Below are 24,646 nucleotides of genomic sequence, written 5' to 3'. Positions count from 1 at the left end.
TCTTATTCAAAAACAAATTGATTGTGATAGAGTTCTGAATAGAAGCCACCTAGTTTCAAAAGTTCATGGTGGTTACCACATTCAATGACTTCTCCATCTTTAAGGACAATAATCTGGTCTGCATTGAGGATGGTCTTCAAACGGTGAGCAATGACAAAACTGGTTCTACCTGCTACAACTGCCTCCATGGCATGCTGAATCTTGCTTTCTGTCACCGTATCTACGTTTGAAGTTGCTTCATCGAGAATGAGAACTTCTGGATCTGTCATCAGGGTTCGAGCGATAGAAATCAATTGCTTTTGTCCTGTTGAGAAGATGCTCTGGTCATCATCTATAAGAGTATCGTACTTATCAGGCAAGCTTTCGATGTAGTCGTGAATATGGGTTGCCTTGGCTGCTGCCTCAACCATTTCTTGACTAGCATCTGGCACACCGAAACGGATATTGTCTCGAATCGTTCCGCTAAATAAGACCGAATCTTGCAAGACAATTCCCACCTTACTTCTGAGACTATCTAAGTCATAGTCACGAATGTCTTTGCCGTCAAAATAAATACCACCAGCATCAACATCATAAAAGCGATTGATGAGGTTCATAATAGTCGTTTTCCCTGAACCTGTTGGCCCAACAACTGCAGTCATCTGGCCTTTAGGGGCAGAAATGCTGATATCTTTCAAAATAGGTTTATCAGGTAAGTATGAAAAATCAATATGACTGATTTCAACACCTTCTTGCAACTTAGTAAAGGTCGGCGCCTTTTCAGGTCGAATTTCTTCCTCTGCATCAAACATTTCCTGAATTCGTTCAGCACCTGTAAAGGCTAACTGAAGGCTTCCCCAACTAGCCGCAACTTGAATAATAGGCTGGTAGTACTGCTGTGAAAATTGTGCAAACATAACAATCAAACCTAGGGCTGTACTTGTTTCAATAGTCTTATCGTTTAATAGAACGGCCGAACCAGCAAAGATAACGATGGCTGTGTTGACCAGACTCATCCCATTCATGACAGGGAAAAGAATTCCTGAGAACATTCTTCCTTTAAAGGTTGCCCTGCGCACGCGCTCATTTTGTTCAAGAAACCCTGCCATCATATCCTTTTGAATCCCTTGCACAATGACAGCTTTTTGGCCTGAAATACTCTCGTCCATATAGGCGTTGAGCTTCCCTACCTCTTTTTGCTGGAGGTTGGTGTATTTGCGTGCCATTTTTACGATGAAAATCAGCATGAGGAAGGCAACTGGTGTGCTGGCAATGGTGATGAGAGCCAGCGTCACATTTCTCGAAAACATGACAAGAATCAGACCAATATATAGAACGATGTTGCTCATGACCTGAATCAAGCTTTCGTTAAAGGCTTGGAGGATATTATCCAAATCACTGGTAAAACGAGACAGGATATCGCCATCTTGTCGGCGGTCAAAGAAAGAAACCGTCAACCGAGCAAGTTTACCAAAGAGGCCTTTACGCATCTCATTGGTCGACTCTGCAATCACGCGCGTCATGAGACACATGTATATCACACTGGAGATAAACAGAACTAAAACCAGCAGGCCAAGATTGACCATGATTCCTGATAGAGTTTGCCAAACAAGTTCTGGATTGCCATCTTGATAAGCTTGAACTAAATTAGCTAGCTGCGTCACTGCTTGTCCAGAAAAGACCGGAAAGAGGGCTTGGGCAAGAGTTGCCAGAACAATCATCAGGATAACAACTACAAATGATAGCTTATAGACTTTAAAATAATTCCAAAAAAATTGAACTGTCTTCATTTTACTCCTCCTTTCCTTTCTGTGTTTCGTAGATTTCACGGTAAACAGCATTGTTGGCAACCAAGTCTGCATGCGTACCTTGACCAATCAATCGTCCTTGATCTAGAACCAAGATTTTATCTGCATGAACAACCGAGCTAATCTTTTGCGCGATGATAATAGTTGTCGTTCCCTTCAAGTCCTTATTCAAGGCTTCTTGAACCAGGCGCTCTGACTTGGCATCTAAGGCCGAGGTCGAATCGTCAAAAATCAGAATACGTGGATTGCTGACAATTCCACGAGCAATCGACATCCTTTGCTTTTGCCCACCAGAGAAATTGGTTCCCCGTTCCTCAACTGGACTTTCAAAGGTTTTCTCCATACGATGAATGAATTCACTGGCTTGGGCAATATTGGCTGCACGCTCCATTTCAAATAGAGTGGCATCTCCCTTACCCTGTCTCAAGTTATCTGCAATCGTTCCACTAAAGAGAATGGCACGCTGAAGAACGATAGAAACTGTTTTACGCAGGGTTCCTTCACTCACTTCTCGAATATCCTTGCCTCCGATTTTGATGGCCCCTTTCTGTGGGTCAAAGAGACGTGGAATTAATTGAGCCAAGGTTGATTTTCCTGCACCAGTTGCTCCAACTACGCCAACCATTTGACCAGGTTCGATAGTAAAGCTCACATCTTTCAGCATCGGTTCCTTGTCCATTGGATAGGTAAAGGTCACATTTTCAAAGCTAAGACTGCCGACCAACTCTTCATCTGGGACATCCTTGAAGGTCATGGCTGGCTCTGCGTCCAGAATTTCTCGAATACGACGCATGGAAATCATAGCACGACTGACAGAATTTCCCAAAAATCCAACCATGACAATGCTAAAGATAATCTGGCTCAGGTAATTAACAAAGGAAGCAATGGAGCCAACAACTGATGGATCCGACTGAACCATCCCTGCAACTAGCCAAATAGAGAGGAATACTGCCCCATAACCGACCAACATCATGAAAGGTTCCACTACTGAAAAGGCATAACCGATGTAAAGATTTTGACCGAGAAGCTCGTCTGAAACCTCCGTAAACTTAGCAAACTGCTCTTTTTCTTGGACAAAGGACTTGACCACACGAACCCCACGCAGATTTTCCTTGGCAATGGCATTGATGCGTTCAAGAAGGGTTTGAAACTTGGCAAAACGAGGCCCCATCATACCCATCATGACAGCAGTCAAACCAAAAATTAAGATCACCATGAGAACAATCACCCACCACAGAGAAGGTAGGGTTTGAACCGCCAAGATAAACGAACCGATGAACAAGAGGGGAAGTCTGAAAAGAATTTGGAAGGTCATCATGACCACGTTCTGAATCTGGTTGATATCATTTGTCATGCGAACGACTAGATTTCCCGCATTAAACTGTTCAATATTAGCATAAGAAAAGGTTTGGATTTTACGGAAGGCATCCTCCCGAAGGTCAGATGAAACCCCTTGGGCAATATAGGCTGCGAGGACAACATTGAGCCCACCAGCAACTAGACCGACCACGGCCACACCAATCAACCAAGCCCCGATACTATAAATAGCTTCATATTTCCCAGCAAGGAGGGCGTCTAACACTTCCTGCAGGTAACGCGGTTGCAAAAGTGAACTAGCAACCATCAAGCCTGTCATCAGGAGCGAAGCCAAAGCCTGCCACTTGTAGGTTTTTATTTTCTGAATCAGCATACTTTCTCCTTAAAAAATAGACAAAAGGGAGCGACAATGCGTCAGCTCCTTCTCATTCTGTTTGTGTGATGTTATTCTAGCAAAAAAGTGAGAACTTGTCAAAGAAGTCTCCTTGATACAAATTAGTGCGCTTTCATCTACAGTAATGCATGATAAAGTTTTTTATGGTAAAATAGTAAAAAGAAGGTTATAAAGGAGGGGAATATGGAAAAACAAACCATCGCCGTCTTGGGGCCTGGTTCTTGGGGAACTGCCCTTTCACAAGTCTTAAATGACAATGGACACGAGATACGTATTTGGGGAAATCTTCCCGAACAAATCAATGAAATTAATACCAATCATACTAACAAACACTACTTTAAAGATGTCGTTCTAGATGAAAATATCATTGCCTACACCGACTTAGCAGAGGCACTGAAAGATGTAGATGCGATTTTGTTTGTTGTCCCAACAAAAGTGACACGACTTGTTGCCCAACAAGTTGCAAAAACCTTGGACCATAAGGCTATCATCATGCACGCATCAAAGGGATTAGAACCTGATAGCCATAAACGATTATCAACTATCCTTGAAGAAGAAATTCCTGAACATCTCCGCAGTGATATTGTCGTTGTTTCAGGACCTAGTCATGCAGAAGAAACCATTGTGCGTGACCTAACTTTAATCACTGCTGCTTCTAAAGATTTACAAACCGCTCAATACGTTCAAGAACTCTTTAGTAATCACTACTTCCGACTTTATACCAATACGGATGTTATCGGGGTCGAAACCGCTGGTGCTCTTAAAAACATTATCGCTGTCGGTGCTGGAGCCTTACATGGTTTAGGATTTGGTGACAACGCTAAGGCAGCCATCATCGCTCGAGGCTTGGCAGAAATTACCCGCCTAGGGGTAGCACTCGGTGCCAATCCATTGACCTATAGCGGCTTATCTGGTGTGGGAGATTTGATTGTAACGGGAACATCCATCCACTCTCGTAACTGGAGAGCTGGAGATGCTCTTGGTCGTGGAGAATCTCTAGCTGATATCGAAGCCAATATGGGCATGGTAATCGAAGGAATCTCAACGACTCGAGCAGCCTATGAACTAGCGCAAGAACTTGGAGTCTATATGCCCATTACACAGGCTATTTACCAAGTTATCTACCACGGAACCAATATCAAAGATGCCATTTATGACATCATGAACAATGAATTTAAAGCAGAAAATGAGTGGTCTTAACCCTCTAGAGAAAGGATTCTTATGACATCAAAAGTTAGAAAGGCAGTCATCCCTGCCGCTGGACTTGGGACTCGATTTTTACCAGCAACCAAAGCACTTGCTAAAGAAATGTTGCCAATTGTAGACAAACCAACTATCCAATTTATCGTAGAAGAAGCTCTTAAATCAGGTATTGAAGATATTCTGGTTGTCACTGGTAAATCAAAACGTTCTATTGAAGACCACTTTGACTCAAACTTTGAGCTTGAGTACAACCTCAAAGAAAAAGGCAAACATGACTTACTAAAATTGGTAGACGAAACAACTGGCATTCGCCTTCACTTTATCCGTCAAAGCCATCCTCGTGGTCTTGGCGATGCTGTCTTACAAGCAAAAGCTTTTGTAGGGAATGAGCCCTTCGTTGTCATGCTTGGTGACGACCTAATGGATATCACAGATGACCATGCTGTACCTTTGACAAAACAATTGATGAACGATTACGAGACGACTCACGCATCAACAATTGCTGTTATGCCTGTCCCTCATGAAGAAGTTTCAGCATATGGAGTTATCGCTCCTCAGGGTGAAGGGATTAATGGTCTCTACAGTGTCGAAACTTTCGTTGAAAAACCAGCTCCAGAGGATGCTCCAAGTGATTTAGCAATTATCGGGCGCTATCTGCTCACACCAGAAATTTTTGAGATCCTCGAAAATCAAGCTCCCGGTGCTGGAAATGAAATCCAGCTTACCGACGCTATTGATACACTTAATAAAACACAACGTGTTTTCGCCCGTGAATTTACAGGAGCTCGTTACGACGTTGGGGATAAGTTTGGCTTTATGAAAACATCTATTGACTATGCCCTCAAGCACCCACAAGTCAAAGATGACTTGAAAGATTACCTCATCCAATTGGGAAAAGAATTATCTGAGGGGGAATAGAATTAGTTTCCAGTTAATAAATTAAGTCTCCAGCAAGTTGACTCTGGAGACTTAATTATTTTACAAATTTACATACAATTTAAAGATTTATGAGATATGTCTCTAAATCTACCAACTCAACTTCGGTCCTTAATGATGGATTACAGATTTTCAATCAAAAATCGATTTGAAGTTTTAATGATATTTGCTATTTTGGGGACGTCTAAATCATCTGTATACAGAAAATGTTTTTCCTTCTCCTTATTTTTAACTAGAAACTCACTTCTTGCTTGTATTGATAAGTTGCCCACTCTTTCAATTTCTTTTCGAGAATCATCCCTATCTTTCAAGGTTTTTTCTTCGGCCATTAAGACACAATATTTTAGACCAATTTGTTTTTCTTTTAAGAAAGAAGCAATTTTCTTCAGTTGGTATTCAAAAATGACATACTCTATTACGACAGAGATGCCTCGAGTTATAAAATTATTGGTCAAGCTGATGATATTGTCCCAAAACAAATCCATGTAATAGCCCTCATCTTCCCAGGGAGCCACTATACCACCTTTAATCATTAAGTAAATCAAATCCCCCTCTATAACTGCACTTTTATCAAAAGAATAAGCTAACTCTTTACTAACAGTACTTTTCCCAACGCCTGGGGGGCCTGAAATAATGTAAACACAATTTTCCAACTTTATACCTCTTTTATTCTAATAATTCTTCAATCAATTTCTAATATTATAACATTTTCTATTTTTAAAATATATAATAAGACTGATACAACACTATATTCTAGAAACTTACGATACAAAAGAAATAAAAAAGCACACCATTCTCAATTTTCTGCAAAAAAACTTATTTACAAATGACTTAATGGGCGCTCACTTTCTCAAATCATCTACACACAAAGACTTATTTTTAGAGCTGTGTTGGTTCGAATAGTTCCAAAACCATTAAAAGCTACTCATTTTTCAAGTAGCTTTTTTTCTTATTCAAGTTTACATATTAGTCGTCACAACCCCATTCCCTTGTAGAAAAGCAAAACTGCGAGTCCTACGAATAACACTACCGCTCCTAACCTCTGGCTGGTACCATACATCCTTCTTTCTCCTCGAACTGGAAAGATAATTGCTAGAAATGCTCCGCCGACTGCACCACCGATATGGCCTGCTAGGCTGATTCCTGGAATCAGAACACTTCCAATAATGTTAACCACAAAAAGTGTCAGATAAGATTGGCCTAGCTGCTGGATATAGGGGTTCCGAGTAGCATAGCGAAGAACAATAATCGCGGCAAATAGCCCATAAAGAGAGGTAGAGGCTCCTGCTGCTAAGGATTTGGGACTAAATACAAAAACAAAGAGATTGCCCATCATTCCAGATAATAGATAGAGAAAGAAAAACTTCTTGGATCCGAAAATTTCCTCTACTTGCCTACCAAGATAATAGAGCGAAAGCATATTGACAATAAAATGCTCCCACCCAATATGAACAAAAATGGCAGAGAAGAGACGCCAAACTTGCTCAGGAAAGAGGCGAATAGCTGGCCCATACATGGCTCCAAATCGAAATAATGTATCTGCCCTGTCGAAGTTTCCACCTGCAGTGACCAACATTAGTAAAAATACCAAGGCCGTCACAAAAAGGAAGAAACTCGTCACAGGATAACGTCTATCAAAGATTTCCTTCATCAATTAATACCTCCTGAACAGGAATATCATGGTTTTCAGGGATAAAGTCCTGAATTTGACAAGGATATATCGTACTCAAAGTATGACCAGAAAAATGTTCCAGATAACGGTCATAATAGCCTCCACCGTATCCTATCCGATATCCTTTCGTCGTAAAAGCCAGACCAGGAACATGAATCAAATCAATCTGAGAGGCATCCACCACTTCCAAATCTCCCTGTGGTTCCAGTAAGCCAAAGGAAGTTTTTACCAACTGTTGCGGATCATAGACCACAAAGTCCATGCGCCCCTTGGGATAAGTTTTGGGGATCAGAACCTTCTTGCCGTCCTTCAGCGCCTGCTCAATCAGTTCCTGCGTTTGAAATTCATGAGGAAAAGAGAGGTAGCTTGCGATGACCCTGGCTTCTTGGTAAAAGGGATGGTGTAAAAGTCGTTCTGTTAAAGCTTGGTCTATAAACTGTTTTTGCTCTCGAGGGATAGCCTTCATTTCTTGCAAAATTTTCTTGCGTAGTTCTGCTTTCATAGATAATTCCTCTACTCTGTTGCCTTCTTTTTCAGGAAACTAGAAACCGCATCCACCCCAATAGCTAATGCTTCTTCCTTAGGGCTCATCTGAGGGTGATGAAGAGCGTAGGGACTATCGATACCCAACCAAAACATAACACCGTCTACCTTCGAAAGGAGATAACCAAAGTCTTCACCTGTCATAGCAGGTTCAATATCAATTAACTCAATTCCGTCTTTTTCTTCAAAGAAATCCATCAGTTCACGCGCCAAGGCTGGATGGTTCTCAACAGGCAGGTAACCACCTTGCTTGAGTTCAACTTCGACTTCCATATCAAAGGCAGCTGCAACTCCTTCTGCAACTGTTTTGACCCTCTTTTGAACCAAGAGACTCATATCTTGAGTCAAGGCCCGAATAGTTCCATGTAAAAAGGCTGTGTCTGTGATGACATTGTTGGTTGTTCCAGCTTGGAAAACTCCAAAGGTCACCACTGCTCCCTCGATTGGGTTGACATTGCGGCTGACAACTGACTGCACCTGGGTCACAAAGTAACTAGCCGCCACCAAAGCGTCATTGGCTTCATGCGGAAAGGCTGCATGTCCTCCTTTACCTTTAAAACGAATCTTCACCTCGCAAGTCCCTGCAAAGAGTGTATGAGTATTGGTCGCAATCTGTCCAACCTTCAAATCTGGCCGAACATGAAGTCCATAAAACTGGTCTGGCAACCAGTCTCCAAAAGCGCTATCCTCATACATGAGCATGCCACCAGCTTCATTTTCTTCAGCAGGTTGAAACAGAAAGAGCAGATTGTTCTTTGGCTGCTCCTCAAGGGCGCGCTCTAGACAGCCCAAGGCAATAGTCATATGAAAATCATGTCCACAAGCATGCATGCGGCCTTGGTGCTGAGAAGCGAAAGGAAGGCCTGTTTGTTCGACGATAGGCAGGCCATCAATGTCTGTTCGCCAACCAATGGTCCGCTCTGGCTGACTTCCCTGTAAATAGACCAAAATCCCTGTTCGCCAAGTACGAACTTGAACAAAATTCTTGCCCGCAGTCAATTTCTCAATCACATCCAGCAGATAAGCCTGAGTCTTGAACTCCTCCAAGCCAATCTCTGGAATCTGGTGCAAATCTCGTCTAGTATGAATCAAATCTAACATCTATCTTTCCTCCTATATAGCAGAAAGAGGCTGGAAAAGGGTTCCGCCTCTATTTTTCTTTTACAATTACAAGGTACGAAGCGCATCCTCTAGCGCTGTTTTTTGTTGGGTTTGGGCATCAATCTCTTTGATGATACGAGCTGGAACACCTGCTACCACCACGTTTTCTGGGACATCTTGGGTAACAATAGCTCCTGCTGCGACAACTGAACCACTACCGATTTGGACCCCTTCGATAACCACTGCGTTGGCACCGATAAGAACATTGTCTCCAACACGGACTGGTTCTGCGCTAGCTGGCTCAATCACACCTGCAAGAACGGCACCTGCACCAACGTGGCTGTTTTTCCCCACGATAGCACGGCCACCAAGGATAGCACCCATGTCAATCATGGTTCCTGCACCAATTTCAGCACCGATATTGATAACCGCTCCCATCATGATAACAGCATTGTCACCAATTTCAACCTGATCACGGATAATAGCACCCGGCTCAATACGAGCATTGATAGCACGTTTATCTAGCAAAGGAACTGCAGAATTGCGAGCATCTTGCTCAACAACATAGTCTTGATTTTCTACCAAACCATCGAGAAGCGGAGCCACGTCCTTCCAATCTCCGAATAGGACATTACCTAGTTTAACAACAGAGCTTGGTACAGCAGTTGCAAGTTGTCCTTCAAAGGTTACTTTAACACTGGTTTTCTTTTCAGCATTGGCGATAAATTGAATAATTTCTTGTGCGTTCATTTTTGTAGCAGTCATAGGCGCCTCCTAGTTCATTTTAATGATACCTATTCTACCAAAAAAGGCCTCAAATTTGAAGCCTTTTTGTTTGTTTTTAGGTATGATTTTTAGGGATGTGAGATAAAACGTGCTGTCGGTAAAAGCAAGCCCCTACCGATACAACCTAAAAACACTCTTCACAACTATCTCCCCGTGTTTTATTGACTATTCTAGTATAGCACACTTTTAGAATTAAGAAAAGACTTTTTATTTACTTTCTTTCGCTTCTTCTATCGATAAGAAAATCATAGGTAAAATAATCAAGGCCATAGCTAGAAGAAGGGACCAATCCACTACTAAACCTAAAAATAAAACACTCAAAAGGGCAGAAGAGAGAGGTTCACTGGCACTAATAACGGAAACCACCAAAGGAGAAACCAAGGACACAGCCTTCATGGAAATGAAAAAGGCAAAAGCCGTCCCTAAAAAAGCGATAATAAGGCAAATCAAGATACTCCAAATATCAAGAGTAAAGGAAAGCTGGTAAACCGGCGAGAGGACATTGCTAAATAAACCTGCCAAAATCATCCCCCACCCAACCGTAGGCACAAAACCATAGCGCTTCGCGAAAGGTTGGGGCAAGATAACATTAAACATGACCCCCATGGCACTCAGCAAACCCGTCATAAGTGCTAGCGGTGTCATGGATAATTGAGAGAGATCTCCCTTTGTCGCCATCAGGCAAACACCCAACATGGCAACCAAAACATAAAAAATAGCGCTTTTTGACGCTCGTTTTTGATAAACCAAACGATTGTAAAAGAGGATAAAGACTGGACTGATAAACTGTAAAATAGTTGCTGTCGCTGCATTTGAGTATTCTACACAGAGATAGAAAAAATACTGAACTGAAAAAATCCCCAAAATAGCATAGGCTAAAAAGGGCAGGTAATTTTTCTTATCTCGCCAAATATCTAGCACTTGCGATTTTAATTGCACTGCAGACCAAATGAGCACAAGACTCCCTGCCAGTGTCAATCGCATAGAGGTAATCCAGCCAGAGGACACTTGATAATGAGTAAAGAAATATTCTCCTAAAATTCCACAGATTCCCCAGATTAAGCCGGATAGGAGCGAATAAATAGTTCCTTTAACAATCTTTTTCTGATATTGATTCATATATTTATTTTAACATGAAAATGAAAAAGAAAAAAGTAGCAATAGAAAAGTTCCATATGACCTATAATGAAAAGCGACAAAACAACTCATTAGAAAGAATCATATGGAACAATTACATTTTATCACAAAACTACTCGATATTAAAGACCCTAATATCCAAATTATAGATGTCATCAATAGGAATACCTACAAAGAAATCATCTCTAACCTAGAATACGATGCCCTATCTTGTCCTAATTGCGAAAGTCAAATGAAGAAATATGACTTTCAAAAACCGTCTAAGATTCCTTACCTAGAAACGACTGGTATGCCTACTAGAATCCTTCTGGAAAAACGCCATTTTAAGTGATATCAGTGCTTAAAAATGATGGTGACTGAAACTTCTATCGTCAAGAAGAATCACCAAATCCCTCGTATCATCAACCCAAAAATTGCTCAGAAGCTGATTGAAAAAATTTCTATGACTGATATTGCTCATCAGCTGACCATTTCAACTTCAACTGTCATTCGCAAGCTCAATGACTTTCACTTTGAGTGTAACTTTAGCCATTTACCTGAAATTATGCCCTTGGATGTTAAAACAGTCAGGTGAATGACTGTTTCAATCGGTAGATGAAGATGAGTTTCATTGCGCAAGATTTTTTAATCTCAGTATCATAGCTGTTCTTGAGGGTAGAACACAAACTGTCATCCGAAATAACTTTCTTCGCTACCATAGAGCTGTTCGCTGTCAGGTAAAAATTATTACTATGGATCTGTTTAGTCCTTATTATAACTTGGTTAAACAGCTTTTTCCGAATGCAAAAATTGTACTTGATTGCTTTCACATTGTTCAACATCTAAGCCGTGCTATGAGTCGTGTACGTGTTCAAATCATGAATCAATTTGAACGAAAATCTCATGAATACAAGGCTATCAAGCGATACTAGAAGCTCATCCAGCAGGATAGTCGTAAATTGAGTGATAAACGTTTTAATCTCCCTACTTTTCGTATGCACTTGACTAATAAAGAAATTCTAGACAAGCTTTTGAGCTATTCAGAAGACTTGAAACACCACTATCATCTCTATGACTCTTGCTTTTTCACTTTCAGAATAAGGAACCGGATAAATTTTTCGGACTCATTGAGGACAATCTAAAGCAGGTTCATCCTCTTTTTCAGACTGTCTTTAAAACCTTTCTCAAGGACAAAAAGAAAATTGTCAACGCCCTTCAACTCCCCTTTTCCAATGCAAAATTGGAAGCAACGAATAATCTCATCAAACTTATCAAGCACAATGCCTTTGGTTTTCGGAACTTTGGAAACTTCAAAAAACGGATTTTTATCGCTCTGAATATCAAAAAAGAAAGGACGAAATTTGTCCGGCTCTATAATATTTGTAGTGGGTAAATCCCCTATAGATATTATGGAGCCTATTTTTGTGTAGAAAAAAAGTCCCATATGACCTATAATGAAAAGCGACGAAACAACTCATTAGAAAGAATCATATGGAACCATTACATTTTATCACAAAACTACTCGATATCAAAGACCCTAATGTCCAAATTATGGATGTTGTTAATAGAGATACCCACAAGGAAATCATCGCTAAACTGGATTATGAGGCCCCATCTTGTCCTGAATGTGGAAGTCAAATGAAGAAATATGACTTCCAAAAACCATCGAAAATTCCTTACCTTGAAACAACTGGTATGCCTACCAGAATCCTCCTTAAAAAGCGTCGTTTCAAGTGCTATCATTGCTCTAAAATGATGGTCTCACAGACCTCTCTCGTCGAGAAAAATCACCAAATTCCTCGTATTATCAACCAAAAAATTGCGCAAAAATTGATTGAAAAAACTTCTATGACCGATATCGCTCATCAACTGGCTATTTCAACTTCAACTGTCATTCGCAAGCTTAATGACTTCCGTTTTAAGCATGATTTTTCTCGTCTTCCAGAGATTATGTCTTGGGACGAGTATGCCTTTACCAAGGGAAAGATGAGTTTCATTGCACAAGATTTTGATAATCTTAACATCATCACTGTTCTTGAAGGCAGAACACAGGCTATCATACGAAATCACTTTCTGCGCTACGAGCGAGCTGTTCGTTGTCAGGTGAAAATCATTACGATGGATATGTTTAGTCCTTATTATGCCTTGGCTAAACAGCTTTTTCCATGTGCTAAAATCGTTCTAGATCGATTTCACATTGTACAACACTTAAGCCGTGCTATGAGTCGTGTTCGTGTCCAAATCATGAATCAATTTGAGCGAAAATCCCATGAATACAAAGCCATCAAGCGCTACTGGAAGCTCATACAGCAGGATAGTCGTAAACTCAGTGATAAACGTTTTTATCGCCCTACTTTTCGCATGCACTTAACAAATAAAGAAATTCTAGACAAGCTTTTGAGCTATTCAGAAGACTTGAGACACCACTACAATCTCTATCAGCTCTTACTTTTTCACTTTCAGAACAAGGAGCCAGACAAATTCTTCGGACTTATTGAGGACAATCTAAAGCAGGTTCATCCTCTTTTTCAGACTGTCTTTAAAACCTTCCTCAAGGATAAAGAAAAGATTGTCAACGCCCTTCAACTACCCTATTCCAACGCCAAATTGGAAGCGACCAATAATCTCATCAAACTTATCAAGCGAAATGCCTTTGGTTTTCGGAACTTTGAAAACTTCAAAAAACGGATTTTTATCGCTCTCAATATCAAAAAAGAAAGGACGAAATGTGTCCTTTCTCGATCTTAGCTTTTCTTCAACCCACTACAGTTGACAAAGAGCCATTTGTCCTTTCTCGAGCTTAGCTTTTCATCAACCCACTACAGTTGACAAAGAGCCAATTAAAAAAGAGAGAAGCAAACTGATTCTCTCTTAATGTATATAATATCTAGTCAATCAAAAAAAGATACTCTTACGTATCTCTGTAATGAATCGGGAAGACAGGATTCGAACCTGCGACACCTTGGTCCCAAACCAAGTACTCTACCAAGCTGAGCTACTTCCCGAGTTAAATAGAAAAATGCACCCTAGAGGAGTCGAACCTCTAACCGCCTGATTCGTAGTCAGGTACTCTATCCAGTTGAGCTAAGGGTGCTCATTATATTATGCCGAGGACCGGAATCGAACCGGTACGATCGTTACCAATCGCAGGATTTTAAGTCCTGTGCGTCTGCCAGTTCCGCCACCCCGGCCTCTCTAAGCGAACGACGGGATTCGAACCCGCGACCCCCACCTTGGCAAGGTGGTGTTCTACCACTGAACTACGTTCGCACTGTTTTCTTCTATCTAAAAATGCCGGCTACATGACTTGAACACGCGACCCTCTGATTACAAATCAGATGCTCTACCAACTGAGCTAAGCCGGCTCATTTATTATATCTTAATGCGGGTTAAGGGACTTGAACCCCCACGCCGTTAAGCGCCAGATCCTAAATCTGGTGCGTCTGCCAATTCCGCCAAACCCGCATATATGACCCGTACTGGGCTCGAACCAGTGACCCATTGATTAAAAGTCAATTGCTCTACCAACTGAGCTAACGAGTCTAAAATAACTGACGTTATTCTAACGGTCCCGACGGGAATCGAACCCGCGATCTTCGCCGTGACAGGGCGACGTGATAACCGCTACACTACGGGACCTATGGGAGTTAACGGGATCGAACCGCTGACCCTCTGCTTGTAAGGCAGATGCTCTCCCAGCTGAGCTAAACTCCCTAGAGCTAAGCGACTTCCATATCTCACAGGGGGCAACCCCCAACTACTTCCGGCGTTCTAGGGCTTAACTTCTGTGTTCGGCATGGGTACAGGTGTATCTCCTAGGCTATCGTCACTTAACTCTGAGTAATACCTACTCAAAATTGAATATCTATTCAAACTAAGAAAACCGTTCGCTTTCATATTCTCAGTTACTTTGGATAAGTCCTCGAGCTATTAGTATTAGTCCGCTACATGTGTCGCCACACTTCCACTTCTAACCTATCTACCTGATCATCTCTCAGGGCTCTTACTGATATAAAATCATGGGAAATCTCATCTTGAGGTGGGTTTCACACTTAGATGCTTTCAGCGTTTATCCCTTCCCTACATAGCTACCCAGCGATGCCTTTGGCAAGACAACTGGTACACCAGCGGTAAGTCCACTCTGGTCCTCTCGTACTAGGAGCAGATCCTCTCAAATTTCCTACGCCCGCGACGGATAGGGACCGAACTGTCTCACGACGTTCTGAACCCAGCTCGCGTGCCGCTTTAATGGGCGAACAGCCCAACCCTTGGGACCGACTACAGCCCCAGGATGCGACGAGCCGACATCGAGGTGCCAAACCTCCCCGTCGATGTGAACTCTTGGGGGAGATAAGCCTGTTATCCCCAGGGTAGCTTTTATCCGTTGAGCGATGGCCCTTCCATACGGAACCACCGGATCACTAAGCCCGACTTTCGTCCCTGCTCGAGTTGTAGCTCTCGCAGTCAAGCTCCCTTATACCTTTACACTCTGCGAATGATTTCCAACCATTCTGAGGGAACCTTTGGGCGCCTCCGTTACCTTTTAGGAGGCGACCGCCCCAGTCAAACTGCCCGTCAGACACTGTCTCCGATAGGGATCACCTATCCGGGTTAGAGTGGCCATAACACAAGGGTAGTATCCCAACAACGTCTCCTTCGAAACTGGCGTCCCGATCTCATAGACTCCTACCTATCCTGTACATGTGGTACAGACACTCAATATCAAACTGCAGTAAAGCTCCATGGGGTCTTTCCGTCCTGTCGCGGGTAACCTGCATCTTCACAGGTACTAAAATTTCACCGAGTCTCTCGTTGAGACAGTGCCCAAATCATTACGCCTTTCGTGCGGGTCGGAACTTACCCGACAAGGAATTTCGCTACCTTAGGACCGTTATAGTTACGGCCGCCGTTTACTGGGGCTTCAATTCATACCTTCGCTTACGCTAAGCACTCCTCTTAACCTTCCAGCACCGGGCAGGCGTCACCCCCTATACATCATCTTACGATTTAGCAGAGAGCTGTGTTTTTGATAAACAGTTGCTTGGGCCTATTCACTGCGGCTGACGTAAAGTCAGCACCCCTTCTCCCGAAGTTACGGGGTCATTTTGCCGAGTTCCTTAACGAGAGTTCTCTCGCTCACCTGAGGCTACTCGCCTCGACTACCTGTGTCGGTTTGCGGTACGGGTAGAGTATGTTTAAACGCTAGAAGCTTTTCTTGGCAGTGTGACGTCACTAACTTCGCTACTAAACTTCGCTCCCCATCACAGCTCAATGTTATAGATATAAGCATTTGACTCATATCACACCTCACTGCTTAGACAGACTCTTCCAATCGTCTGCTTTAGTTAGCCTACTGCGTCCCTCCATCACTACATACTCTAGTACAGGAATATCAACCTGTTTTCCATCGGATACACCTTTCGGTCTCTCCTTAGGTCCCGACTAACCCAGGGCGGACGAGCCTTCCCCTGGAAACCTTAGTCTTACGGTGGACAGGATTCTCACCTGTCTTTCGCTACTCATACCGGCATTCTCACTTCTATGCGTTCCAGCGCTCCTCACGGTACACCTTCATCACACATAGAACGCTCTCCTACCATACCTATAAAGGTATCCACAGCTTCGGTAAATTGTTTTAGCCCCGGTACATTTTCGGCGCAGGGTCACTCGACTAGTGAGCTATTACGCACTCTTTGAATGAATAGCTGCTTCTAAGCTAACATCCTAGTTGTCTGTGCAACCCCACATCCTTTTCCACTTAACAATTATTTTGGGACCTTAGCTGGTGGTCTGGGCTGTTTCCCTTTCGACTACGGATCTTAGCACTCGCAGTCTGACTGCCGACCATAATTCATTGGCATTCGGAGTTTATCTGAGATTGGTAATCCGGGATGGACCCCTCACCCAAACAGTGCTCTACCTCCAAGAATCTCTAATGTCGACGCTAGCCCTAAAGCTATTTCGGAGAGAACCAGCTATCTCCAAGTTCGTTTGGAATTTCTCCGCTACCCACAAGTCATCCAAGCACTTTTCAACGTGCCCTGGTTCGGTCCTCCAGTGCGTCTTACCGCACCTTCAACCTGCTCATGGGTAGGTCACATGGTTTCGGGTCTACGTCATGATACTAAGGCGCCCTATTCAGACTCGGTTTCCCTACGGCTCCGTCTCTTCAACTTAACCTCGCATCATAACGTAACTCGCCGGTTCATTCTACAAAAGGCACGCTCTCACCCATTAACGGGCTCGAACTTGTTGTAGGCACACGGTTTCAGGTTCTATTTCACTCCCCTCCCGGGGTGCTTTTCACCTTTCCCTCACGGTACTGGTTCACTATCGGTCACTAGGGAGTATTTAGGGTTGGGAGATGGTCCTCCCAGATTCCGACGGGATTTCACGTGTCCCGCCGTACTCAGGATACTGCTAGGTACAAAGACTATTTTAAATACGAGGCTATTACTCTCTTTGGCTGATCTTCCCAAATCATTCTTCTATAATCTTTGAGTCCACATTGCAGTCCTACAACCCCGAAGAGTAAACTCTTCGGTTTGCCCTTCTGCCGTTTCGCTCGCCGCTACTAAGGCAATCGCTTTTGCTTTCTCTTCCTGCAGCTACTTAGATGTTTCAGTTCACTGCGTCTTCCTCCTCACATCCTTAACAGATGCGGGTAACAGGTAGTACCTGTTGGGTTCCCCCATTCGGAAATCCCTGGATCATCGCTTACTTACAGCTACCCAAGGCATATCGTCGTTTGTCACGTCCTTCTTCGGCTCCTAGTGCCAAGGCATCCACCGTGCGCCCTTATTAACTTAACCTTATTTTCTGACCTTTCAGTCATAAACTCTTATTAATACTACAGCGTTTTCGGTTTATTTTCTTGTTACTATTTGATATAGATATTCAATTTTCAATGTGCATTACTTGGTGATCTCTCACCAATGGAGCCTAGCGGGATCGAACCGCTGACCTCCTGCGTGCAAAGCAGGCGCTCTCCCAGCTGAGCTAAGGCCCCACAAGACCTCTCAAGACTAAACAAGACCAATGCGCAATTCCTTATCCTTAGAAAGGAGGTGATCCAGCCGCACCTTCCGATACGGCTACCTTGTTACGACTTCACCCCAATCATCTATCCCACCTTAGGCGGCTGGCTCCTTACGGTTACCTCACCGACTTCGGGTGTTACAAACTCTCGTGGTGTGACGGGCGGTGTGTACAAGGCCCGGGAACGTATTCACCGCGGCGTGCTGATCCGCGATTACTAGCGATTCCGACTTCATGTAGGCGAGTTGCAGCCTACAATCCGAACTGAGACTGGCTTTAAGAGATTAGCTTGCCGTCACCGGCTTGCGACTCGTTGTACCAGCCATTGTAGCACGTGTGTAGCCCAGGTCATAAGGGGCATGATGATTTGACGTCATCCCCACCTTCCTCCGGTTTATTACCGGCAGTCTCGCTAGAGTGCCCAACTGAATGATGGCAACTAACAATAGGGGTTGCGCTCGTTGCGGGACTTAACCCAACATCTCACGACACGAGCTGACGACAACCATGCACCACCTGTCACCTCTGTCCCGAAGGAAAGCTCTATCTCTAGAGCGGTCAGAGGGATGTCAAGACCTGGTAAGGTTCTTCGCGTTGCTTCGAATTAAACCACATGCTCCACCGCTTGTGCGGGCCCCCGTCAATTCCTTTGAGTTTCAACCTTGCGGTCGTACTCCCCAGGCGGAGTGCTTAATGCGTTAGCTACGGCACTAAACCCCGGAAAGGGTCTAACACCTAGCACTCATCGTTTACGGCGTGGACTACCAGGGTATCTAATCCTGTTTGCTCCCCACGCTTTCGAGCCTCAGCGTCAGTTACAAGCCAGAGAGCCGCTTTCGCCACCGGTGTTCCTCCATATATCTACGCATTTCACCGCTACACATGGAATTCCACTCTCCCCTCTTGCACTCAAGTTAAACAGTTTCCAAAGCGTACTATGGTTAAGCCACAGCCTTTAACTTCAGACTTATCTAACCGCCTGCGCTCGCTTTACGCCCAATAAATCCGGACAACGCTCGGGACCTACGTATTACCGCGGCTGCTGGCACGTAGTTAGCCGTCCCTTTCTGGTAAGATACCGTCACAGTGTGAACTTTCCACTCTCACACTCGTTCTTCTCTTACAACAGAGCTTTACGATCCGAAAACCTTCTTCACTCACGCGGCGTTGCTCGGTCAGACTTCCGTCCATTGCCGAAGATTCCCTACTGCTGCCTCCCGTAGGAGTCTGGGCCGTGTCTCAGTCCCAGTGTGGCCGATCACCCTCTCAGGTCGGCTATGTATCGTCGCCTTGGTGAGCCGTTACCCCACCAACTAGCTAATACAACGCAGGTCCATCTGGTAGTGATGCAATTGCACCTTTTAAGCAAATGTCATGCAACATCTACTCTTATGCGGTATTAGCTATCGTTTCCAATAGTTATCCCCCGCTACCAGGCAGGTTACCTACGCGTTACTCACCCGTTCGCAACTCATCCGGAGAAGCAAGCTCCTCCTTCAGCGTTCTACTTGCATGTATTAGGCACGCCGCCAGCGTTCGTCCTGAGCCAGGATCAAACTCTCATTAAAAGTTTGAGTTCTCACTCATTTCTGTCACTGACAGATTTATTGTTTTTTTCATTGTTCAGTACTACAACCTTAGTTGTAGTGCCCTGCACATTGGTTCGTCTTGTTCAGTTTTCAAAGGTCTTTGTCACTTGCTTCTCTCAAGTGACAACTATATTAGTATATCACAGTCGCTTTCGCTTGTCAACACTTTTTTGAAACTTTTTTAATCTTTTTTCATCAAGTGCCTCAACCGCAACATACCATAGTCCGTACGGGATTCGAACCCGTGTTACCGCCGTGAAAAGGCGGTGTCTTAACCCCTTGACCAACGGACCTGAGTTGTTTTCAACTCTTACTATTATACAGACTTTTCTAACTTTGTCAACAACTTTTTTAAACTTTTTATGTTTTTTGTATGACTTCCTAATGAGTTCGGATATCAAACTCCTTAAACACAATACGTAAGTCTCTTAATACTCTTTGACGCCCTCGGAAACGTTCATTTCTTAAGACGCGTTCTAACTCTTCTTGTTTGTCTTTACTTTGTTTGTTTCTATAATTTCTTAGTGTCTCATGAAAGAGATAATAATCATCTAGCCACAGACCTTCCTCACTGATACGATGACTGATCTCACCTACTTCTTCATAAGGTTCTTTATCATATCTACGCTTCTGGCTTTCTTGTTTACGGATATAGTCTAAAATTCGATTACGGAATTTAGTTTTGAAGTATTTACGTAAACGAGGAAGATCTTCTACTAGCTCTTCTTCTCTACTGATCAATTCATGCAAGCAAATCATTCCCTCTTGGTCCCAATCCGATAGCTCCCATAAATGAAGGTAATATTCATTTCTACACTTATATACAATGCCTTGAACTTCTTTATACAATTCTTTAAACATAACGTTCCCCTTTCTAGATACAGTTTAACAGATTCAAAAACAGTTTTGTCCTATTTTCCCGTTCTGTTCTCTACACTACCTCAACTGCACAAAAAAAGAGAGGACATGCCTCTCTCAGGGTTATAATTCTGCAATTTGGTTTAGGTTTACTTCTGCAACTGTGTCATTACCAAACATAGAGATAATCATCTTCACTTTATTGTTATCAATCTCTGTAATCTTACCAGTATAGTCTGCAAAAGCACCATCAATGATACGTACAGTTTGACCAACTTCAACATCGATATCAAACTCTTGTAAAGTTTGTCCCATAGAAACCAAGATATCACGGATTTCTTGCTCCAATAATGGTGTTGGTTTTGATCTGTTCCCGTGTGATCCGACAAATCCTGTAACGTTTGGTGTATTTCGAACAACAAACCAAGCTTCATCTGTCATCACCATTTCCACAAGAACATAACCTGGAAAGCGATTTTCTTCTACTTCTTTTCTCTTTCCATTTTTTTCAACTTGCACTGTTTGTGTTGGAATTTCAACGCGTAGAATATTATCCAACATATTATAGGTTTGCGCACGTTGTAATAAATTTTCTTTTACCTTATTTTCATAACCAGAATAAGTTTGTAAGACAAACCATCCTTTATCAAAACTATCCATGATACTTCCTTTCATAAATAGAAAACTTTTAGTGTGGTTAATGCCACTAGTCTTCTAAAAAATGTTAATAAATCGAATCAATCCTGAAACAATCAACTTGTCAAAAATATATATAATCACAACAAAGAAAGCAGTGTATTCCATGATAGAACGAAAATCTCTCCAGCTTTCCTTGCGAGTTGGCCATGTTGTGTCTTTAAGAAGTCTAAAAATATCTCCAATAAAACGCATCGCTCTCTCCTATCTCGTTTCTCTATGTGTAGTGTACTTGCCACAATGCTTACAAAATTTATTTACTTCTAGTCGTGTAGGCTTGGGGTTTCCACTGATCTTGATTGAATAGTTTCTAGAACCACAAACCGCACAAGCTAGGCTTGCTTTTTTTAGTGCCATAACGCCTCCATCTTATCTATTATAACAAGAAAGCCAGGCTTTGACAAGCATCTTAACGAAATAGATTGACTACCGAATCCCATATCGTTTGAGCCTTTTCCTTAATTTTCGCATCCGATATAGCACGACTAGCTTCATCTACTAGATTTTGAGCACGACTTCTAATATCAGATAGAGTATCATCCTTCTGATTCGTTTCATTACTCTGCACTTGATTTCTTGTATTGGCTGGTGCAATTCCATTTTGCTTATAAGCATTTTCAACCGTAAAGGTACTTCCTGGCGTATAAGGTAAAATGGTATTGGCAATGTTTCTAAAGACATGAGCTGCACCGTTTGAAGTAGAGCCAGCTAAATAGTGATTTTCATCAGTCGTCGGGAAACCAAGCCAGTGACTAATCACCACATCCGGTGTATAACCAATTACCCACTGGTCACTTGTGTATTCAGGATTGAAAACTGCTTCAGTTGTCCCAGTTTTCCCTGCCATAACATAGTCTGCAGGAGATGAACTAATACCGGTTCCGTTGGTGAATGTCCCTAACATCATACTGGTCATCTTATCAGCTACAGATTTATCAATCACCCGTTTTTGTGAATTTTTATGGCTTGCAATAACTTGTCCACTAGCATTTTCAATTCTACTAATAAAGTGAGCTTCAGGCATTAAACCTTCATTTGCAAAAGCAGCATATGCTTGAGCCATTTGCAGAGGGTTGGTTTCGACACCGCTTCCCAAGGCGACCCCAAGAACACGGTCGACCTTTTCCATATTGAGTCCAAATTTTTCTCCTGCTTCAAAAGCCTTATCAATACCCAAATCATTAACAGTAGCAACAGCAGGTAGATTAAGCGATTCTGCCAAGGCTTGATACATAGGAACTTCTCGACTCGTTTTGATCCCTGCATAGTTATCAACCTTATAGCTGTCATACTGCATAGTATGGTTATCCAACTGCTTGTTCAAAGCCCAACCTGCCTCAACCGCCGGCGTATAAACAACTAATGGCTTAATTGTAGAACCAGGGCTACGTTTTGATTGGGTTGCATAGTTGAAATTACGGAATCCAGTTTTATCATTGTCAGCAACTTGACCGACAACCCCACGAACTCCCCCTGTTTTCGGTTCGAGAGCTACACTTCCTGATTGAGCAAATGTTCCATCCTCTGCCCTCGGAAATAGTGAGGTGTTTTCATAGACCACCTGCATATTTGCTTGGTAGTTTTGGTCCAGTTCTGTGTATATGCGATAGCCATTATTTACGATTTCTTCCTCGGTTAGATTATACTTAGAAACAGCTTCATTAACCACTGCGTCAAAATAAGAAGGGTAGCGGTAATCTGAAATTTTTCCTTCATACTTATCTTGCAATTGCGAAGTCATATCAACTCCTGCAGCTTCGGTTTCTTGATTTTTATCAATATAACCCGCTGCAACCATATTTTGCAAAACAGTATCGCGACGATTGGTAGAATCCTCTATAGAATTCAAAGGATTATACAGTTCCGGACCCTTGAGCATTCCTGCCAGAGTAGCAGCTTGATCCAGACTCACTTCTGATGCAGAAACTCCAAAGTATTTCTTACTCGCATCTTCTACACCCCACACACCATTTCCAAAATAGGCATTGTTAAGGTACATGGTTAGAATCTGATCCTTGCTATATTTTTTAGTCAATTCTAAGGCAAGGAAAAATTCTTTCGCTTTTCTCTCAACAGTTTGATCCTGTGACAAATAGGCATTCTTAGCCAGCTGTTGGGTAATAGTAGAGCCACCACCTGAACGTCCAGCAGTGACAATAGCCAAGAAGAAACGACCATAGTTAATCCCGTCATTTTTATAGAAAGAACGGTCTTCTGTCGCAATTACAGCATTTTGCAAATTTTTACTGATATCAGTCAGTTCAACATAGGTTCCCTTTTGACCAGATAAGGCACCAGCCTCTTTTTCTTCACGGTCAAAAATGAGAGTTCGAGTTTTCAAGGCGTTTTGCAAATCATTGACATTGGTTGACTTGGCTACAGCAAACAAATAGGTTCCAACTAGCAAGCTTGCACTCAAACCTAGTATAAGGACAATTTTTGTTAGATGATAACGACGCCAGAATTTTCGAATTGGACCTACTTGGGCTAATTTTTTTCGATCACCGCGAGAACGACGTAAGCTAGTAGAATCCGATTCCTCCAATTCACTTGTTTCTTTTTTAAATAGGGAAAGAAATTTCTCAAATAATTTATCTAATTTCATGCGTTTATTTTATCATCTTCATCATAGGAAGACAAGAATTTTGCTATTTCCTATCCAAATAGGCCTTTTTTTGTTACAATATCTGTATGAAATTCACATTTACATTACCCTCCTCTTTGCCTCAAATGACGGTGAAGCAATTACTAGAGGAGCAACTCCTCATCCCTAGAAAAATCCGTCATTTTTTGAGAATCAAGAAACATATTTTGATAAATCAGCGAGAAGTTCATTGGAACGAGATTGTAAGTCCTGGAGATGTTTGCCAGTTGACTTTTGACGAAGAAGATTATCCCGAAAAAGAAATCCCTTGGGGCAACCCAAACCTCATTCAGGAAGTTTATCAAGATCAACAATTGATTATTGTAAACAAACCCGAGGGGATGAAAACGCATGGTAATCAGCCAAACGAAATCGCCCTTCTTAACCATGTCAGTGCCTATGTTGGCCAAACCTGCTATGTCGTTCATCGTCTGGACATGGAAACCAGTGGTTTGGTTCTCTTTGCCAAAAATCCTTTTATCCTGCCTATTCTCAATCGCTTACTGGAGAAAAAAGAGATTTCTAGGGAATATTGGGCACAGGTCGACGGACATATCAACAGCAAAGAACTTGTTTTCAAAGACAAAATTGGACGTGATCGCCATGATCGCAGAAAGCGAATAGTTGATACAAAAAATGGACAATATGCTGAAACACATGTAAGCAGATTAAAGCAATTCCCAAACAAAACTTCCTTGGTTCGTTGCAAACTAAAGACAGGGCGAACCCATCAAATTCGTGTGCACCTTTCGCATCATAACTTCCCTATTTTAGGCGACCCTCTCTATAATAGTAAATCAAAAACAAGTCGGCTTATGCTCCACGCCTTTCGACTGTCCTTTACCCATCCGCTTACTCTAGAGAAATTAAGCTTCACTACCCTATCAGATACTTTTGAAAAAGAGTTAAAAAAGAATGGATGATAGCGTCATCCATTTTTAAATATTTAAAAAGCAAGACCAGAGG

Annotated in this window: 17 protein-coding genes, 11 tRNA genes, 3 rRNA genes and 1 pseudogene; 5 read left to right on the top strand and 27 right to left on the bottom strand. The window is 42.5% G+C overall.

Translation table 11 applies throughout. The features are described from left to right. Positions 1-2: 2 nt before the first annotated feature. On the bottom strand, positions 3-1,769 hold the full coding sequence (patB, locus tag KB197_RS01145; protein WP_212574030.1) for a multidrug efflux ABC transporter subunit PatB: 1,767 nt from the start codon (positions 1,767-1,769) through the stop codon (positions 3-5). A gap of 1 nt (position 1,770) precedes the next feature. Beyond that, positions 1,771-3,477 (bottom strand): multidrug efflux ABC transporter subunit PatA, encoded by a 1,707-nt coding sequence (gene patA, locus KB197_RS01140; RefSeq protein ID WP_125386987.1) that lies wholly within the window; start codon positions 3,475-3,477, stop codon positions 1,771-1,773. A 204-nt stretch (positions 3,478-3,681) separates the two neighbouring features. Here patA and KB197_RS01135 point away from each other — a divergent pair, with 204 nt between their 5' ends. Together KB197_RS01135 and galU are read left to right on the top strand one after the other, a co-directional pair. After that, positions 3,682-4,698 carry an NAD(P)H-dependent glycerol-3-phosphate dehydrogenase gene (locus KB197_RS01135; protein ID WP_125386986.1) on the top strand — a complete coding sequence of 339 codons (1,017 nt, stop codon included), beginning with the start codon at positions 3,682-3,684 and terminating at the stop codon, positions 4,696-4,698. Between the two features lie 21 nt (positions 4,699-4,719). Continuing rightward, the gene (gene galU, locus KB197_RS01130) at positions 4,720-5,619 is read left to right on the top strand and encodes a UTP--glucose-1-phosphate uridylyltransferase GalU (protein ID WP_070480121.1); all 900 of its coding nucleotides are present in this window, start codon (positions 4,720-4,722) and stop codon (positions 5,617-5,619) included. Between the two features lie 140 nt (positions 5,620-5,759). Here the strand turns inward: galU and KB197_RS01125 are convergent, their stop codons facing one another. From KB197_RS01125 to KB197_RS01100, 6 genes are all read right to left on the bottom strand, one after another. Further along, entirely contained in the window at positions 5,760-6,290 is a 531-nt protein-coding gene (locus tag KB197_RS01125; RefSeq protein WP_212574029.1) for an AAA family ATPase, read from the bottom strand. A 320-nt stretch (positions 6,291-6,610) separates the two neighbouring features. Further along, positions 6,611-7,288, bottom strand: coding sequence for a rhomboid family intramembrane serine protease (locus KB197_RS01120; RefSeq protein ID WP_125386985.1), 678 nt, complete (start codon positions 7,286-7,288; stop codon positions 6,611-6,613). Beyond that, a complete protein-coding gene (locus tag KB197_RS01115) occupies positions 7,272-7,811 on the bottom strand; it encodes a 5-formyltetrahydrofolate cyclo-ligase (RefSeq protein WP_125386984.1) in 540 nt (179 codons plus the stop codon). The genes KB197_RS01120 and KB197_RS01115 overlap by 17 nt, the downstream gene beginning before the upstream one ends. Positions 7,812-7,822: 11 nt before the next feature. After that, a complete protein-coding gene (locus KB197_RS01110) occupies positions 7,823-8,953 on the bottom strand; it encodes an N-acetyldiaminopimelate deacetylase (protein WP_212574028.1) in 1,131 nt (376 codons plus the stop codon). 66 nt (positions 8,954-9,019) lie between these two features. Beyond that, entirely contained in the window at positions 9,020-9,718 is a 699-nt protein-coding gene (gene dapD, locus KB197_RS01105) for a 2,3,4,5-tetrahydropyridine-2,6-dicarboxylate N-acetyltransferase (RefSeq protein WP_000127460.1), read from the bottom strand. Between the two features lie 228 nt (positions 9,719-9,946). Beyond that, positions 9,947-10,858, bottom strand: a complete 912-nt coding sequence (locus tag KB197_RS01100; protein ID WP_212574027.1) for a DMT family transporter — start codon at positions 10,856-10,858, stop codon at positions 9,947-9,949. Positions 10,859-10,961: 103 nt separating this feature from the next. Here KB197_RS01100 and KB197_RS01095 point away from each other — a divergent pair. Both KB197_RS01095 and KB197_RS01090 read left to right on the top strand, forming a co-directional pair. Then, a pseudogene (locus tag KB197_RS01095) lies at positions 10,962-12,248 on the top strand (ISL3 family transposase). A 98-nt stretch (positions 12,249-12,346) separates the two neighbouring features. Further along, complete coding sequence (locus tag KB197_RS01090; RefSeq protein ID WP_212574075.1) at positions 12,347-13,603, top strand: ISL3 family transposase; 1,257 nt, start codon at positions 12,347-12,349, stop codon at positions 13,601-13,603. Positions 13,604-13,786: 183 nt separating this feature from the next. Here the strand turns inward: KB197_RS01090 and KB197_RS01085 are convergent. From KB197_RS01085 to pbp2a, 19 genes are all read right to left on the bottom strand, one after another. Next, positions 13,787-13,860: transfer RNA gene (locus KB197_RS01085), tRNA-Pro, on the bottom strand. A 15-nt stretch (positions 13,861-13,875) separates the two neighbouring features. Further along, a tRNA-Arg gene (locus KB197_RS01080) sits at positions 13,876-13,949 on the bottom strand. Between the two features lie 11 nt (positions 13,950-13,960). After that, positions 13,961-14,046, bottom strand: a tRNA-Leu gene (locus tag KB197_RS01075). Between the two features lie 7 nt (positions 14,047-14,053). Then, positions 14,054-14,125: transfer RNA gene (locus tag KB197_RS01070), tRNA-Gly, on the bottom strand. Between the two features lie 22 nt (positions 14,126-14,147). Then, positions 14,148-14,220: transfer RNA gene (locus KB197_RS01065), tRNA-Thr, on the bottom strand. 18 nt (positions 14,221-14,238) lie between these two features. Then, positions 14,239-14,320, bottom strand: a tRNA-Leu gene (locus tag KB197_RS01060). 5 nt (positions 14,321-14,325) lie between these two features. After that, positions 14,326-14,398: transfer RNA gene (locus KB197_RS01055), tRNA-Lys, on the bottom strand. A 23-nt stretch (positions 14,399-14,421) separates the two neighbouring features. After that, a tRNA-Asp gene (locus KB197_RS01050) sits at positions 14,422-14,494 on the bottom strand. A gap of 2 nt (positions 14,495-14,496) precedes the next feature. Beyond that, a tRNA-Val gene (locus KB197_RS01045) sits at positions 14,497-14,569 on the bottom strand. Between the two features lie 4 nt (positions 14,570-14,573). After that, a 5S ribosomal RNA gene (rrf, locus tag KB197_RS01040) occupies positions 14,574-14,689 on the bottom strand. A gap of 76 nt (positions 14,690-14,765) precedes the next feature. Then, positions 14,766-17,667, bottom strand: a 23S ribosomal RNA gene (locus KB197_RS01035). Between the two features lie 124 nt (positions 17,668-17,791). Further along, positions 17,792-17,864, bottom strand: a tRNA-Ala gene (locus KB197_RS01030). A gap of 51 nt (positions 17,865-17,915) precedes the next feature. Continuing rightward, positions 17,916-19,461 (bottom strand): 16S ribosomal RNA (locus tag KB197_RS01025). Together the 16S, 23S and 5S rRNA genes with 11 tRNA genes alongside form the textbook arrangement of a ribosomal RNA operon. A 242-nt stretch (positions 19,462-19,703) precedes the next feature. Further along, positions 19,704-19,775, bottom strand: a tRNA-Glu gene (locus KB197_RS01020). 88 nt (positions 19,776-19,863) lie between these two features. After that, positions 19,864-20,343 (bottom strand): sigma-70 family RNA polymerase sigma factor, encoded by a 480-nt coding sequence (locus tag KB197_RS01015; RefSeq protein ID WP_064275844.1) that lies wholly within the window; start codon positions 20,341-20,343, stop codon positions 19,864-19,866. Between the two features lie 120 nt (positions 20,344-20,463). Then, positions 20,464-21,000, bottom strand: a complete 537-nt coding sequence (gene nusG, locus KB197_RS01010) for a transcription termination/antitermination protein NusG (RefSeq protein WP_064275843.1) — start codon at positions 20,998-21,000, stop codon at positions 20,464-20,466. A gap of 54 nt (positions 21,001-21,054) precedes the next feature. After that, complete coding sequence (gene secE / locus KB197_RS01005) at positions 21,055-21,231, bottom strand: preprotein translocase subunit SecE (RefSeq protein WP_001210990.1); 177 nt, start codon at positions 21,229-21,231, stop codon at positions 21,055-21,057. A 9-nt stretch (positions 21,232-21,240) separates the two neighbouring features. Continuing rightward, positions 21,241-21,393: a 50S ribosomal protein L33 gene (gene rpmG, locus KB197_RS01000; protein ID WP_001809375.1), complete on the bottom strand. Its 153-nt coding sequence runs from the start codon at positions 21,391-21,393 to the stop codon at positions 21,241-21,243. 52 nt (positions 21,394-21,445) lie between these two features. After that, entirely contained in the window at positions 21,446-23,641 is a 2,196-nt protein-coding gene (gene pbp2a, locus KB197_RS00995; protein WP_064275842.1) for a penicillin-binding protein PBP2A, read from the bottom strand. Between the two features lie 86 nt (positions 23,642-23,727). On the opposite strand from pbp2a, the gene KB197_RS00990 reads away from it, so the two are divergent. Beyond that, entirely contained in the window at positions 23,728-24,603 is an 876-nt protein-coding gene (locus KB197_RS00990) for an RluA family pseudouridine synthase (protein WP_421127745.1), read from the top strand. The last annotated feature ends 43 nt before the right edge of the window (positions 24,604-24,646 follow it).

Origin of the sequence: Streptococcus sp. 11-4097 (assembly GCF_018215285.2) — a bacterium.
GTDB lineage: Bacteria > Bacillota > Bacilli > Lactobacillales > Streptococcaceae > Streptococcus.
The sequence above is the reverse complement of the archived record's forward strand: the minus strand, read 5'-3'. Positions and strand labels throughout refer to the sequence as shown.